The 15,537-nt window shown below is 41.1% G+C and carries 11 protein-coding genes and 1 pseudogene; 4 read left to right on the top strand and 8 right to left on the bottom strand.

Annotated elements, in window-relative coordinates:
- Window positions 1–79: 79 nt before the first annotated feature.
- A complete protein-coding gene (locus UP17_RS19545) occupies window positions 80–838 on the bottom strand; it encodes an SDR family oxidoreductase (RefSeq protein WP_061464597.1) in 759 nt (252 codons plus the stop codon).
- Between the two features lie 190 nt (window positions 839–1,028).
- On the opposite strand from UP17_RS19545, the gene UP17_RS19550 reads away from it, so the two are divergent.
- Window positions 1,029–1,652 carry a TetR/AcrR family transcriptional regulator gene (locus tag UP17_RS19550; protein ID WP_061464598.1) on the top strand — a complete coding sequence of 208 codons (624 nt, stop codon included), beginning with the start codon at window positions 1,029–1,031 and terminating at the stop codon, window positions 1,650–1,652.
- A 99-nt stretch (window positions 1,653–1,751) separates the two neighbouring features.
- Here the strand turns inward: UP17_RS19550 and UP17_RS19555 are convergent, their stop codons facing one another.
- Complete coding sequence (locus UP17_RS19555; protein WP_061464599.1) at window positions 1,752–2,441, bottom strand: alpha/beta fold hydrolase; 690 nt, start codon at window positions 2,439–2,441, stop codon at window positions 1,752–1,754.
- A gap of 158 nt (window positions 2,442–2,599) precedes the next feature.
- Complete coding sequence (locus UP17_RS19560; protein WP_061464600.1) at window positions 2,600–3,502, bottom strand: LysR family transcriptional regulator; 903 nt, start codon at window positions 3,500–3,502, stop codon at window positions 2,600–2,602.
- A 122-nt stretch (window positions 3,503–3,624) separates the two neighbouring features.
- Here UP17_RS19560 and UP17_RS19565 point away from each other — a divergent pair, with 122 nt between their 5' ends.
- Entirely contained in the window at window positions 3,625–5,628 is a 2,004-nt protein-coding gene (locus UP17_RS19565; RefSeq protein WP_061464601.1) for a YhgE/Pip domain-containing protein, read from the top strand.
- Window positions 5,629–5,896: 268 nt separating this feature from the next.
- On the opposite strand, the gene UP17_RS19570 is transcribed toward UP17_RS19565, so the two are convergent.
- A complete protein-coding gene (locus tag UP17_RS19570) occupies window positions 5,897–7,402 on the bottom strand; it encodes a DHA2 family efflux MFS transporter permease subunit (protein WP_434218674.1) in 1,506 nt (501 codons plus the stop codon).
- Between the two features lie 200 nt (window positions 7,403–7,602).
- Here UP17_RS19570 and UP17_RS19575 point away from each other — a divergent pair, with 200 nt between their 5' ends.
- Together UP17_RS19575 and UP17_RS19580 are read left to right on the top strand one after the other, a co-directional pair.
- On the top strand, window positions 7,603–8,499 hold the full coding sequence (locus UP17_RS19575; protein ID WP_208857030.1) for a TetR/AcrR family transcriptional regulator: 897 nt from the start codon (window positions 7,603–7,605) through the stop codon (window positions 8,497–8,499).
- A gap of 453 nt (window positions 8,500–8,952) precedes the next feature.
- Window positions 8,953–10,626 (top strand): ribonuclease J, encoded by a 1,674-nt coding sequence (locus tag UP17_RS19580; protein WP_061464603.1) that lies wholly within the window; start codon window positions 8,953–8,955, stop codon window positions 10,624–10,626.
- Window positions 10,627–10,674: 48 nt separating this feature from the next.
- Here UP17_RS19580 and UP17_RS19585 read toward each other — a convergent pair whose 3' ends face one another.
- The 4 genes and pseudogenes from UP17_RS19585 to asnA form a co-directional block, all read right to left on the bottom strand.
- Window positions 10,675–12,093: an amino acid permease gene (locus tag UP17_RS19585; protein ID WP_081108897.1), complete on the bottom strand. Its 1,419-nt coding sequence runs from the start codon at window positions 12,091–12,093 to the stop codon at window positions 10,675–10,677.
- Window positions 12,094–12,218: 125 nt separating this feature from the next.
- Window positions 12,219–12,789, bottom strand: a pseudogene (locus UP17_RS19590) (LysE family transporter).
- Window positions 12,790–12,982: 193 nt separating this feature from the next.
- Window positions 12,983–14,215, bottom strand: a complete 1,233-nt coding sequence (locus tag UP17_RS19595) for an MFS transporter (protein WP_061464604.1) — start codon at window positions 14,213–14,215, stop codon at window positions 12,983–12,985.
- A 237-nt stretch (window positions 14,216–14,452) separates the two neighbouring features.
- On the bottom strand, window positions 14,453–15,448 hold the full coding sequence (gene asnA / locus UP17_RS19600; protein WP_250211855.1) for an aspartate--ammonia ligase: 996 nt from the start codon (window positions 15,446–15,448) through the stop codon (window positions 14,453–14,455).
- Between the last annotated feature and the right edge of the window lie 89 nt (window positions 15,449–15,537).

Genomic DNA, 15,537 nt, shown 5'->3' on the forward strand with positions numbered 1-15,537 from the left:
AAAAAAAAAAGTGCATCCCTGCTAGCAGGAATGCATGTATCAGTCCCAAGTTCTGACCATCCTCTTTTTAATTTACTGCTTAATATGCACTCCAACCAGCATCTGCGGTGATGACAGTACCATTTACAAAGCTTGAATCGTCAGAAGCAAGGAACAATGCCACTTTAGCAATTTCTTCAGGTTTGCCATTGCGTGGATTGATCGCCATCCCCAGTTGTTGGCGAGAGGCGCCAAACTTATTGATATTCGTCATGCTGGAACCAATATTGGTTTCAACTCCACCTGGTGCTATTGCATTACAGCGAATGCCTTTTTCTGCATACATGAAGCCCGTGTTTTTTGTGAATCCAACCACCGCATGTTTAGAGGCAGTGTATGCTGCGCCAGCTCGGGCACCATATAAACCGCCAGCAGAAGCAATATTGATGATCACTCCTTTTTGTTTTTCTAAAAAGATTGGTAAAACCTTTCTAGTCGAACGCATGACGCTTGTCGTGTTAATTGCAAAAATCCGATCCCATCCAGAATCCTCAATATCCCCGGCAGGTTCCATGCCATCCATGATACCCGCGTTATTCACCAAAATATCCACTGTACCATACTTACTAACCGTAGTATCGATCAAATGTTGAATATCACCCTCCACCGCTACGTTCGTTTTAATGGCAAAGGCCATTCCGCCATTCTCTTTTATTTCCTCTACCGTTGCGTTCGCACCATCAAGATTTAAATCCGATACGACGACTTTAGCCCCTTCTCTAGCATAATCTATAGCAATTTGTTTCCCCATACCTGATGCTGCGCCTGTCACTACTGCAACTTTGTCTTGTAATTTCATTTGAACTCCCCCATTCACTCTAGTGAAGTGATACTTATTGTACAGATGTTCATTAACTAACTTCCTTTATAGTATAATTAGTTTCAATAGGCTTATACAATCAGCAAATGATGACCTCGATGTTGAACAATGAACAGAAAGTGTTCATTATGTTCAATAAAAGTACAATAACGAACAAAGGGTGAAGAAAATGTCCAATAATAACACTGGGATTGATAGGAGGATCAGGAAATCCAAACTGGCTTTGAGAGATTCTCTCATATCATTAATGCAACACAAGGATTTCAGGGAAATATCGATTACTGACATTGTAGAACGCGCCGACCTTAATCGGGGTACATTTTACAAACACTATCAGTACAAAGAGGAACTGCTTGAAGAAGTCATGGAGGATGTCATAGCCGATTTGATCATATCTTACAGGGAACCTTATAAAAATGTCGATACGTTCACCATAAATGAACTAACGGCTTCAGTAATCAAAATATTTGAACATGTAGCTAACTATGCAAACATTTATACCCTTATCCTAAAGTCGAATGCATGGCCTAAATTACTGGAAAGGATTTGTAATGAATTGAAGAAACTTCCATTGGAGGACCTGGAAGATTACCGGCCGAACCCTAAGATCAATAAAGAACTTGCCTCCAGTTACCAAGCATATGCGATATTAGGCATGATCATCGAATGGGTCAACACTGGATTCAAGTATAGCGCTGACTATATGGCTGAACAATTGCTGGAAATCATCGGCAACAAACCAGTAAACGCCGTTTATAAAATAAACCATACATTTAAAGATGCCAGGCAGTAATAAGAGGGCTGCATCGGCAACCCTCCCTCAAATGCTATTTGGATGCACTTTAATCATTGACAGATTAAAGCTTCTATATTTAATAAGTATTTTGGAAGTTCATGAAATAAGAAAACTCTTCACGGCAGCTAAGAAGGCTGGTAAATTATCTTCATGCACAAAATGCCCGGCATCCTCTATCGTCACCAATTCGCAATTAGGAATAAGCTCGGAAACTTCCTGCAATTTGTTTTGGGGAATATGACTCGACCCACCGCCTACAACAAGAGTTGGCATGATAATGTCCGTAAGACGCGCCCACCATTCGGGATTGGGTTCATTCAGTTGCCTTAGAATCGAAGGCACAACCTGCCAATCAAACGGCAGAGGGCCAGAAGGTTTGGAAGGAACTTCGATTGGTCTATCCGAAAAAGGAGGAGGAGTGTCTTCGACAATCAACCTTTCAATCCTCGATGGAAATGCTTGTGAGAAAAGATAGGAAACTGTTCCCCCCATGGAATGCCCTATTAGCGAAAACCTTCCCAAATTCATAGCATTCGCAAAATGAAGCAAATCATTGCACATCAATTCAAAACTGTATGTATTAGTTCTCGCACTCCCACCGTGGCCTCGTTGATCTAATGCTAATACGCGATAATTTTCTCCTAATGCAGCAGCCACTTGATCCCATGACTCTGCACTTTTACCCAGTGCGTGAAGAACAACAAGCTGCGGTGCAGAAACATCCCCGCTCTCCCGGTATTGAAACGTGTGTCCATTCAATACAATTTGATTAACCCGTATTTCCATCTCCATTCATCTCCTAGGATCGGAATTGATCATTTTGAACCCGATCAATTTAAGAAAAACCTCCTAAAATACTATGTTCTCTATAATTAAATTATACTCTTTATGCCTTCACACCTTTTATTCCGGCCTACATCCGATTATTTAAACCTTCACCACTTTTATTCATCCTTTGGTCTGGCGGAGTTGGCGGCAGCGAAATAATCCATGACAAATAAACGAAATTGCTTGGCTACCGGGGTGAAGTAGCGTTTTTCTGACCAGCCAAGCCCTATGGTTCTTTGACAGGCAGGTTCGGTTATCCGGATTTTATGGGATAATGACCCGGTTTGATGGAGCCATGTCAATTCGGATACGAAGGCAATGCCCAACCCTTTCCTGACAAGGTCCGAGATGACAGCAGGTTCATCGCCTTCGAATGCGATGTGCTGGACAAATCCTGCTTCGAGGCAAAATTGGTCGGTTAGGCTGCGGAATCCGAAGCCTGTGTTCATACTGATGAATGGTTCATCTTTCACTTCATGAAGTTGGATGCTTTCCCTGCCAGCCAGCCGGTGATTGGGAGGCACGATCAGATATATTTCTTCGGTTATCAGCGGTTCCCACTTTAGGTCGGGGCCTTCTATCGGCACGGATGATATGCAATAATCGATTTCCCCTTCAATTAGAAGCTGTTTCATGGATGATATGGATTTTAGGAATTGTTGAAAACGTACATCCGGATATTTAGATAAAAATGTGCCCAATAAATCAGGCAGGACCCTAGGGATGGTAACGGCCAAGGTGATGTTCTTTTGGTCTTGATCTGTTAATTCCACAATTTCGCGCCTTCCCTCATTCAGTTCCGCAAAAGCCCGTTCGACCCTGTTCAAGAATATTCGTCCGGCTGCATTGAGCTTGATTTTCCGGTGTTCCCTATCGAATAGCGGGACTCCCAAATCCTCTTCAAGCCGGGATATGGTTTTACTGAGCGACGGCTGAGCAATCTGAAGTTGTTCCGCAGCCTTCGTCATATGTTCCAGTCGTGCTACTGTTTGAAAGTACTGCAGCTGTAATATTTCCATTTCTCCACTCTTTTCACATAGATTTAAATCTATTATTACATAATCATTTATGTATTATACAGTATCTAAAAAAGCCATTATGATGAAATAATCTCATTTTGTTAGAAAGGGCAGGATCAATCATGAAAGGTTTACAACTTGTACTTCAAGATATAAAAGCAATGTGGAAACATAAACACGGGAGAATCGCCTTGATTTTCCTTTTGATCGTTCCATTGATTTACTCTGGTTTCTTCTTGGCAGGATATTGGAACCCATATGGACAGATGGATCAGCTCCCTGTAGCAGTGGTCAATCTCGATAATGGTTCGGAAATGGACCATAAGCCAATCGAAGCTGGAAATGATTTCGTTAAACAATTGAAGAAGCAGAAAGAATTGGACTTTCACTTTGTATCAGCAAAGGAGGCTAATAAGGGTCTTAAAGAAGGGACCTATTATATGGTTGTCACGATTCCGGATGATTTTTCGGAAAATGTCACGACTTTAATGGATGAAAAACCGGAAACGGCTAAACTTTTGTATACTGTCAATCCAGGTAAAAACTTCGTTGCCTCACAGATCAGCACAACTGCTGTTGAAAAGATGACTACAAAGATCAACGCAAGCATTACGAAAGTATATTCTGAAGGCATCCTTTCAAAATTCCACGATATTTCTAAAGGCTTGAAGGATGCCGGGGATGGAGCGGAAGAGCTTCATCAAGGAACGGCGGATGCGAAAAGCGGCAGTGAGAACTTGTCCGATGGAATTCAGGACTTGAATACTGGCGCCCAGCAGCTGAAAACAGGGAGCACAAAGCTCTTGGCTGGACAAGAAACCTTAGCCGATGGTGCGGAAGGATTAACATCAGGTTCCCGGAACCTGTATTCCGGCATGAAGCAGCTATCTGAAGGACATCAATCATTGGAAAATGCTTTGAATGAAGTAAATCAGGGGGTTAAGAACTGGTCAGCCGGAAATGCAAAACTGATGCAAGGGCAAAAAGAGGCGGCTGATACAGCGAATACTCTTAAGAAACAATTGGATGCCTATATGAAAAGTCATCCTGATGCAATAAAGGATCAAGACTTCAAGCAAATCGTTGCCCTGTCAGTTGGTTTATCCAAATCAGCCACCGCTTTAAATGCCGGACAAAAACAACTTGGCGAAGGTGCTGCTAAAGTGGCGGATGGACAAGACACCATTCAAACCGGGATGAAAACCTTTGGTGATAAGATGGCACAAGCTACCTCTGGTGCTAAGCAATTAAACGAGGGATCTGAACAATTAGCGAATGGATTATTTAAATGGAAAAATGGTTTCTCCACTTTAAATAACGGAATCGATTCGTTAGCCGGCGGAAGCAGCCAGCTAGCCAGTGGATCTACGGAACTTCAAGACGGACTGGCTTCACTGGAAACGGGATCAAGCAAGTTATCCACCAAGCTTAATGAAGCAGCCGATAAAACGGCCAGTCTTCAGTACGGCGATTCGACCACTTCGATGTTCTCTGAACCCGTGCAATTGGTTCAATCCAATCTATCGGAAGTTCCTAACTATGGGACCGGGATTGCCCCTTATTTTCTGTCACTGGCCTTTTATGTAGGTGGTATCATGGCTTCCAATATTTTACCGCTTGGCCGCAGGCAGAATCTAAAGGTTACCGGAACCGTTCATTTCATGAATAAATTAGGGCTGGTATATGTAATCGGCATGATTCAGGCACTTCTAGTGGATGCGGTCGTCCTTTTTGGATTCCATTTACATGTGGCAAGTGTCCCAGTATTCATTCTGTCAAGCATCATCGTTTCATTCACCTTCATGACGTTCATCCTTATGTTGGTGACCGTATTCGGAGTGGTTGGCAAATTCGCAGCAGTGACCCTTCTCGTGTTCCAATTGGCTACTTGCGGCGGAACATTCCCTGGCGAACTCGGCATGCCATTATTAATGAAAATCGGTTCATTTCTACCTATGGCCCACTCACTAAAAGAGCTGCAAGAGGTCATCTCATTAGGAGGCTGGGAAAACTTGCGGACGCAGATATGGATCTTACTTGCCTATCTAATTACTGCAGCGATCATTGGCTGGATAGCCAGTCATATCCAGCATGCAAAGGTAACTTCAAAAGAAGTGACTTCTTGATTTAAAGCGCAGTCTCATTCTAATGGCGCTTTCCTTTTGTAAGTCCAGCTGAAGGATGAACAGCAATATGAAGTGAAATCACTGAATATGGGTAAAAACGCGAATAAAAAGGTTGATCGTTCCTCCAAATTAATCTGGTTTGAGTCGAATTACATTGGCTGTCGGTCGAATTATTCCGTTCCAGCCCGAAAAAGCTTAAGTGAGATAAAGTAAAAGCCCCTATGCGCCTGATTATTCAGGTGGCATAGGGGCTTTTTGGTTGTGTCCTTTAAGCGGTTTGATTCTTTTTCACGGCTGTTTTTTCTTCAGCCGGCCACGCACGCTTGATGAATAATGACAGAATCAGTGCCACAGCAACAATGAAGGTCGATACAAAGAAGGAGAAGTTAATTCCATCCAGCATCGCCTGCATTCCGACTTGGGCCTGCATTTTTTCCATCACCTCAGCAGTGGGCTGGCTTGTTAATTTGCTCATCGCTTTGGTCATTAAGCTCTCACCGGAAGAAGCTGCATGGTTAGACATGACCGTAACAAGCAATGCAGTACCGATAGCACCGGAGACTTGGTTAAGTGTGTTATTCATCGCTGTACCATGCGGGTTCATACGGGCTGGCAGCGAGTTCAATCCGTTTGTCATGATTGGCATCATTGCCATGGAAAGCCCGAATGCACGAATGGAAAACAGAATCACAATGTGTGTATAAGATGTATCCATTGTAAATTTACTGAAGAAATACGTTGTGACAACGGTGATAAATAAACCGGTTGAAGCAAGCACGCGAGCACCGAACTTATCGAAGAGCTTACCTGTGACCGGTGACATAAGGGCCATTAATAGTGCTCCAGGCAGCATCAGCAAGCCGGAATCAAATGGTGAAATGCCACGGACTGTTTGTGTATACAATGGCATTAGGATCATCCCCGAAAACAGAGCCATATTCAGCGAGATTGAAATCGTTGCAGATAAAGCGAACATTGGATGTTTGAAGATCCTGAATTCAAGCATCGGTGTTTCCATTTTAAGTTGGCGTGTAATGAAAAGGATCAGGGAAATGGCACCGACAATCAATGTTCCATAAACCCAAGGGCTATCCCAACCCTTGCTGCCTGCGGAACTGAATCCATAAAGCAGGCCGCCAAAGCCCAGGCTTGATAGGATGACCGATAATTTATCGATTTTAATATCGACTTTTTCCTTTTTGTCTTTAAGCTTGAAGAAGCCGAAAATTAGCACTAATAAAGCAAGCGGAGTAATGAAATGGAATAGCATTCTCCAATCATAATGTTCGATGATCCAGCCTGAAAGCGTCGGCCCGATTGCAGGGGCAAACATCATGACTAAACCGAATAATCCCATTGCCGAGCCCCGTTTTTCAACAGGGAAAGCAGTTAAAAGTACGTTCATTAATAACGGCATCATAATTGCAGAACCTGCAGCCTGAACCATACGTGCTCCCAATAATAGTGGGAATGCTTCCGCTACACCTGCAACGATCGTCCCGATTGAGAATAGGAGCATTGCTGTCAGGAAAAGATTACGCACTGAATATTTCCTTATTAAGAAGGCTGTTGCCGGAATCATGATTCCGTTCACGAGCATGTAGCCCGTTGTCAGCCATTGGACTGTGGAAGTTTCTATTCCCAGGTCTGTTTTAATTGATGGCAGTGCAATATTTAAAAGGGTTGAATTCAGTATCGCTATAAACGCACCGATCATCAGTATGGCTAAAATGCCATACGGCCCTTTTTTTTCAGTTGTTTGTGCAGTACTCACTTTTTATCTAATCCTCCATCCAAACTATTGGTTCATTTAATTGTACGACTAGTATATCTAAATCTCATAAAATCAATAATATACCCCCAGTTCATTTTTTGCAATAAAAATTTACTTGTTTAAATAAGGGTTTGTACTGTGTTGGAAAATAGAGTACGATTACATTTATACAAGCAGTATAATGAAAATTAGGTGATATGATGAATAATCGAAGGCAGAATGTCATCGATGCGGCTCATAAGCTGTTTATTGATAAGGGCTACCAAGCCACGTCCATTCAGGACATTTTAGACGGCAGCGGTATTTCAAAAGGTACTTTTTATAATTATTTCCCTTCGAAGGGTGAATTATTTATTGCCATTTTCCGTTCCGTCTATACAAGGATTCGCCACGACAGGGAAAAACTGTTGATTGGTCAAGATTCAGCTGATATTGAAATTTTCATCCAACAGCTCGAATTGCAGATGATGGTGAACAAACAAAGTAAATTGCTTATCCTGATCGAAGAAGTCCGTGTTTCCAACGACGAGGAATTAAAGCAATTCATCAATCAAACTCTATTGTTGAGCATACGATGGATGTATGACCGTTTTCTCGATATATTCGGGGAAAGCAAAAAACCCTATCTATTAGATAGCGTCATTATCTTTCATTCGATGATGACCCATATGAATCATTTTAGTTATCGTGCTAATGCGGTCGGTACACCGGACATACAAATTATCCGCTATTGCATGAACCGAATTGTCCATTTAGTCAATGAAGTGGCTGATAGCGGAGAACAGATCCTTGATCCCGAACAAATGGATACGTGGTTTCCCCACTTTAAAAACCATCTTGATCCTTGCCATAATGATTTGCTAAATTCCACCACGGATTTGAAAAAAGTAATAAACAATGCTTTTACTTGCGGTGAAGATCGATCAAGGGCAATTGAACTGGTCGATTTTATCCAAGATGAGCTGATGCAGTCCGACAAACCGCGAAAATTTTTGATTGAAAGTTTGCTGCTCACTTTAAAGACTCAATATGCAGCGCAGATACAAGGCTACATCGAGACTTTTGAAGAAAGCATCAACTCATGCATGAGCCAATGATGGAATGGTTTATAGAGGAAACACGCACCTACTAAAACGGTAGGTGTTTTTTTATGAGCATTTTTAATTGATAATGCTGTCCCTTTTATCTACGATCACTATATATTTGTGGTAAATATTGGATTTAATATTCATTTTTTCATTCGGGATTTTCATTTTTGCTACTTTCACCAGTTGTTTTTTTATATCACCCTGGAATTCGTTTCGCTTTTTGATAAGGGTCGGTTTGCTGCCAGTATTTTCGCATTTCTTTACGGTTTTCTTTTTTTCGTGAATGGTTTAATCCTTTTATGGTTATCCGCTTAAAAAGAATCTGCCAACTTGCAGTAGGTTATTTTTAAGATTGATTTTTGAATTGCAGGAAGAAGAAAGTCATTTTATAAAAAGAGTTGGTTTTATAAGAGAGGCCTAAGGAAAGACTATCCTTATTATACTAAAGGGAGGTCTAGTTATTTGAGTGTGAATGAAAATGCTTTGTCCATTCTGGCTCTAGGCGGAGTGAATGAAATCGGTAAAAACATGTATGTGGTTCAATATTCAAACGATATGGTCATTATCGACTGTGGTGCAAAGTTTCCTGATGAAAGTTTATTAGGAGTCGACTTGATCATTCCTGATATTTCCTTTCTACAAGAAAATAAGGAGAAGATCCGGGCTTTAATCGTGACTCATGGGCATGAAGATCATATAGGCGGCATCCCCTATTTCTTGAAAAAATTGAATGTACCCATTTATGCCACACGTTTAACACTTGGGTTGATTGAATTGAAATTAAAAGAACATAACCTTTTGGGTGATACTGAATTAATCCAGATCGACTCGGATTCAACGTTGGAATTTGGGGAGATGAGTCTGGATTTTTTCAAAACGAATCACAGTATTCCTGATTGTCTTGGAGTCACCATGCATACACCGGAGGGTACGGTCGTCCATACAGGGGACTTTAAATTTGACTTAACTCCCATGAATGACCAATATCCCGATATTCATAAAATGGCCGAAATCGGGAGTGCAGGTGTCTTGGCTTTATTATCTGAGAGCACTAACGCTGAACGTCCAGGCTCAAGTCCCTCGGAGCATCTGGTTGGAAGTCATATTGAAGAGGCGTTTATGCAGGCTAAACAGAAAGTCATTCTTTCAACTTTCGCTTCAAACGTCAATCGTGTTCAACAAGTGGTGAACGCTGCCCAGAAGACAAACCGAAAACTCGCCTTACTGGGACGAAGCATGGTGAATGTCGTATCCGTTGCCATCGAGCGCGGCTACCTTGAGGTTCCTGATGGGATGATAATTCAAGCACATGAAGTCGATAATTATGCTCCTGAAAGGGTCGCGGTTTTATGTACGGGAAGTCAAGGAGAGCCGTTTGCTGCCCTGTCCCGCCTTTCCAGTTCGAATTATCGCGATATGAGCATATTACCTGGTGATACAGTGATCCTTGCCTCCACTCCAATACCCGGAAATGAACGGGATGTTTCCCGTATCATCGACAACCTGTTCCAATTGGGGGCCAAAGTCATATACGGTTCTGGGACTGTAACAGGCATGCATGTTTCTGGACATGCCTATCAGGAAGAGTTAAAGCTCATGCTTACCCTGATGAAACCTAAGTATTTCATACCCATTCACGGTGAGTATAGGATGTTGCACCAACATCGGCTACTTGCTGAGGCTGTAGGGGTGGAAAAGGGCAATACTTTCATTATCAATAATGGCGATGTCGTGGATATTGAAAACTCGGTCGCCCGTCAAACGAGAAAGGTTGCTGCCGGCAATACCTTTGTTGACGGTATGGGCGTTGGTGATGTTGGAGAAGTCGTACTGCGCGACCGTAAGCAGCTTTCCGAAGATGGGATGCTCGTAATTGTCATAACACTAAGCAAGACGGAAAGAAAAATAGTATCAGGACCCGATACCATTTCCCGTGGATTTGTATATGTTCAAAATTCCGAAGAGCTCCTTCGGCATGTAAATCGTCTTGTCACGAAAACGGTCAACGACTTGCAAAGTGAAAAAATATACCGATGGAATATCATAAAACAAACCATCAAGAAGGAACTAGGGCAATATCTCTATAACCAAACCAAGAAAAAACCAATGATCCTTCCGTTAATCATTGAGATTTAGCCAGCACACAAAAAGGAACTCGACTTCATGTAGTCAAGTTCTTTTTTTTCAATCTAGTTCTGATTTACTCGCTCTTGCGGCCATCGCCTTGTTTTTATTCCAAACCTTGAACTTCATGAAAATGGCAGCAAGCCCGATGATCACGATGAATAAAAGGCTTATGAAAAACCCGGGACGGATCTCTTTTTCAAGCAGTGTGCCACTGACCGCAGCAAAAATTAGCAGAAGTCCAAAAACGGCGGTAATCTTACTCCAAATTTTATTTTCCAAGATTTTGAATGAAGAAAGAATGATGAATGCCCAGTTATATAAAAGCAATATCCCAGCTGAGGTTGTAATGTATTCATAAATCTTGCCTGGCAGGAGCAAGGCTGTGATGATTGACCCTAAAAGCCCTAAGGCTCCAAGACCCAATGAGGACAGTGGAAGATCCTTGAATTTTTTGATCTTTTGCATGAATAATGAGGGCGCATTCCCATCGTTGGAAAGCGTTACTAACAGATTGGTTACACCAAACAGTGAAGCGGTCATCGTCGAGAAACCGGCAATGATGATCGCACCATTAAATACATGAGGGAAAAATGTCAGGTGATAATTGTCCAATGCAGAAACAAATGGGCTTTCTTTTTCATTGAATGCTCCTAATGAAACCATGGTTACGGCTAATCCCAATGAAACCACATATATGATCGTAAGAACCATGAGCATGATCGTCCCTGCCTTTGGCGCATCCTCTTTCTTTTTCAGCTGCATCGCCATCAATCCAATGACTTCAATGCCGCCAAACGCATAAAAGGCATAGATAAGGGATGTCCAAAACCCTTTTAGCCCTTTTGGAAACAATTCATTGTACGTATTCGGAAATGACGGCGGTTTCCCCCCATCAAGACCAAACCAGCCGAAAACGGCACATATTGCTATAATGATAAACATTACGATTGCCGCTGTCTTAATTACCGCCAGGATGTTTTCAACTCTGTCGAACCCTTTTGTTCCAAGCAATACCACAAAAATTGAAATAATGGCAAATCCAGCCGCAAATAGCCACAGCGGGACTTTCGGAAACCAAAATTGAGATAACAGCGAAAGCGCAGTAAGCTGACTTCCCATGATCAATATATTGGAGGACCAATAATTCCAGCCACAGCTAAAGCCAGCCCATCGTCCAAATGCTTTATTGGCATAATAACAAAAAGAACCCTCTTGAGGATCGGCAGCCGTCATCTTAGCAAGCAGATTATAAACGATGTATGTACCTAGTGCAGCCAAAACAAATGAAAATACAATAGATGGCCCTGTCGTTTTAATCCCTATGGTGGATCCAAGAAAATATCCTGTCCCGATTGTACAGCCTACACCGACTAATGATAGCTGCCACCATTTCATATCGCCTTGTTGTTCACCTGATGATTTGGAATCTTGAACAGTCTTCCCTTTGGCTGAACTGCAATTGGCTTTTGTTGTCATAACATTACCCCCTTTCCATCATTCATAGTGTTGATAATGCCACAATGAATTATGCAAGGAAGAAGTTATCATATGGTTAAATAATTCCCCATTAACATTGAAGTGATATGTAATGCATCGAAGCATTATGATGCGATGGCACGAATGCCTTGATAGGCAAAATAAACCCCAAAACCAGTCAGTGATAATCCAGAGATGATCGAAATGGCCATTAAACTTTTTTCATTTAAGAACCTGCGTAATCGATTTGTTAATGCCGCTACAAAAAAATCCCAGCAAGTAAGACCGAGGAAGATCATCCCGCTATAGATGAAAAGTTGGGATGTCCCATAACTTGAAGCCGTTTTAGCTAAAACAGATCCATATATCCCTAACCAAAATAAAATGGATAATGGACTGGTCACTGACATGATGAACCCAGTTAAAAAGCAGGAAAATAAAGAATCTCTATTCCTGTATTGATTTAATGATATCGTATTTACCCGTAAAACACTTTCCATCCCAGAATAAATAAGCACGCACAAATCCGACAAAAAGCCATAGAAAGATTTGGACGATCGGGATTTCTAAAAACCGTACCATACCCACATACACTAAAATCATGAACAAGGCATCCGCGATCATCGCCCCTGTTCCAACAATCCAGGCATGCCAAAACCCGTTCTTGATTCCTTTATCGATACGAGCAGAATTCACCGGGCCGATCGGTGCTGCAAGGGTAAGTCCTAAGAAAAAGTAACTCAGCAGTAAATGTACATTCAAAAAGCATCACTCCTTCGAGCTTGTTCATGACTTGTACATTCTATGTGACAACCCCTACCTATATCATCATACTGATATAATATTGATGGCATTTCGCAAATTACGCAAAAAAATCCTTTTTCGGCTTTTAGCTAGCTGCTTCTTTCTTGTCTGTACTAATGAATTTCAAAACAATCAATACAATGCATATACCAATGATTCCTGAAATGATATAGCTCATATTGAGATGATTTTTCATGACAAGGGACATGACCGGCGGGCCTGCCGCAACTCCGATGAACCTTGATGACATGTAAAAGGAGGTTATCGTCCCCCGCTGTTCCTTTTTTATATTTTGGGTGATGATTGCGTCGAGTGTCGGCAATAACGCACCAATTGCTATCCCCACCAAGCTTGTCATTATCAATAGAAGGACGACCCTGTTTTTAGTAAAACCGACAAATACAAGGCTGATTGAAAGGACAGCTAAACTGATCATGATGATCTTTTTCATGATTGGTAATTCTCCCTTGATTTTTTTCCCTGCAATATAAGAAGATACACAAAGGAAAAACAGCGGGATCGCTATCACTAAACCTTTTTTGACTCCATGCAAATCATGGATTTTTTCAAGATTGTCTGACAAAAAGAAAAGAACACCGAACAAAACCAACATGACAAATACACCAATCAGGAAAATTGTATATAACCATTTTCCTTCCTGCTTGAATATTTTTTTCGTATCACGCCAGAATTCTTTTAATTTCTTCGGCTCTTCCTTCTCTTTTGGTACCTTTATAAAGAAAAAGACCAAGACAATAGATATTAAACTGAAGAATGAAATCGAGAAGAATGGTAAAAACCAGATAAATGCAGCAAAAAGGGAACCCAATATTGGACTCAGAACTTTCCCAAATGTGTTCGAGGTTTCGATGATACCCAAACAAGCACTTGTTTTTTCATCATCATCCTTGTAAAGGTCCCCCACTAAAGGCAAAATGATGGGCGAGGCTCCAGATGCCCCAATCCCTTGCAATACTCTCCCAATGATGATCCATGTATAAGGATTATCCATTTTCCATGATGCAAAACCTGCAACCAAGCCGCCAATAAGGGCAAGGACAAGACTTGGCATAATCACCATTTTCCGTCCGAAACGATCTGATAAATAACCAGCTATAGGAATTAAAAAAATGGATGCAACGGAATAGCTTGTTATCACCATGCTCGATTGAAAAGAAGATATTCCCACCTTTTCTTCAAAAATGGGCAAAACCGGGATAAGCATTGAATTTCCAAGGGTCATTACCAATGGAATCGATGCCATACTGATCAGACACCACACGCTTACATTATTATTTTGCTTCTCATGACCTTCCATACTTACACTCCTCATCCATTATAAAAGCAACTTATTGCATAAAAGGTATCTTTATTTTCTTCTTTAATTATTATGTTATTGGACAGGAAGATTTATTCATTAGCGTGCCACCCCAAATTATCCCTTGTGTTCCTCTAGCCTAATAGCAAATAGCCCATTCTTTTAAAGAATGGGCTATTTGCTATTAAAACAGCTTATCACTCGGCTATGCTCTTTTTAAGTTAGGGACACCGTTTTTTATAAAAGGATGATATTCCTCTCTTTGCACTCCTTTAATATTCGGTCATTCCAAACCGAAACCTGAACTTCGCCAATATGTGCTTTCTTTAACAAAAACATGCATAACCTGGATTGCCCTATTCCTCCACCTATTGAATGCGGAAGTTTCCCTTCCAATACGGATTTATGATATTCGAGCGTCATACGATCTTCGTTTTTGGATAACCTTAATTGTTTTAACAGCGAATCTTCATCTACTCGAATTCCCATTGAAGAAACTTCAAAAGCACATTCCAAAAGTGGATTCCACAAAACGATATCTCCATTTAGCTCCCTATCATCATAATCTGGTGAACGTCCATCATGTTTTTCTCCTGATTGCAACTTTTTTCCAATCTTCATAATAAAAACCGCACCATATTTCTTTGCTACCACATTTTCTCTTTCCGCGGGAGTCAGATTCGGGTATAAATCCTCCAATTCCTGTGTCGTAATAAAGTGAATTTCATTAGGCAACACAGGCCTTAGCATAGGATGGAATTTAAACATATGAAGTTCGGTCGCCTTAATAGCCTTATATATTTTTTTCACTTCGGATTTTAATGTATTTAAGTTACGCTGTTCTTTTGCTATGACTTTCTCCCAGTCCCATTGATCTACAAATAACGAGCGTAAATTATCTAATTTTTCATCACGTCTTATCGCATTCATATTTGTGTAAATTCCTTCATCAAAAGTAAGGCCATACCTAGATAGAGTAATTCTTTTCCACTTTGCCAAGGATTGGACCACTTCTATTTGTTTATTCTTAATATCCAAAGCATCAAACGTAAGGATCCGTTCCACACCATTTAAATTGTCATTTATCCCATTCGCCTCATTTAAAATGATCGGAGCTGATACTTTAATAAGGTTTAACGCATTTGAAAGTCCTTCTTCAAAATGACCCTTAATTTCATTTATCGCTATATCCGTATGCATGATATCAAGGATTGATTTGTATTTATTTGGCATCGATAATTTGGGCATAATTATCCTCCAATTTGTTTTTGATCCGGGGTTTACTAACGCATATATTGCAAATTGGCATCTTTCCATATGAC

The organism is Peribacillus simplex, from assembly GCF_001578185.1.
GTDB lineage: Bacteria > Bacillota > Bacilli > Bacillales > DSM-1321 > Peribacillus > Peribacillus simplex_A.

What these genes read in the sequence shown, in the direction of transcription:
- UP17_RS19545 (WP_061464597.1), bottom strand. Translation starts at nt 838, where the DNA reads ATGAAATTACAAGACAAAGTTGCAGTAGTGACAGGCGCAGCATCAGGT.
- UP17_RS19550 (WP_061464598.1), top strand. Translation starts at nt 1,029, where the DNA reads ATGTCCAATAATAACACTGGGATTGATAGGAGGATCAGGAAATCCAAA.
- UP17_RS19555 (WP_061464599.1), bottom strand. Translation starts at nt 2,441, where the DNA reads ATGGAAATACGGGTTAATCAAATTGTATTGAATGGACACACGTTTCAA.
- UP17_RS19560 (WP_061464600.1), bottom strand. Translation starts at nt 3,502, where the DNA reads ATGGAAATATTACAGCTGCAGTACTTTCAAACAGTAGCACGACTGGAA.
- UP17_RS19565 (WP_061464601.1), top strand. Translation starts at nt 3,625, where the DNA reads ATGAAAGGTTTACAACTTGTACTTCAAGATATAAAAGCAATGTGGAAA.
- UP17_RS19575 (WP_208857030.1), top strand. Translation starts at nt 7,603, where the DNA reads ATGAATAATCGAAGGCAGAATGTCATCGATGCGGCTCATAAGCTGTTT.
- UP17_RS19585 (WP_081108897.1), bottom strand. Translation starts at nt 12,093, where the DNA reads ATGACAACAAAAGCCAATTGCAGTTCAGCCAAAGGGAAGACTGTTCAA.
- UP17_RS19595 (WP_061464604.1), bottom strand. Translation starts at nt 14,215, where the DNA reads ATGGAAGGTCATGAGAAGCAAAATAATAATGTAAGCGTGTGGTGTCTG.
- asnA (WP_250211855.1), bottom strand. Translation starts at nt 15,448, where the DNA reads ATGCCAAATAAATACAAATCAATCCTTGATATCATGCATACGGATATA.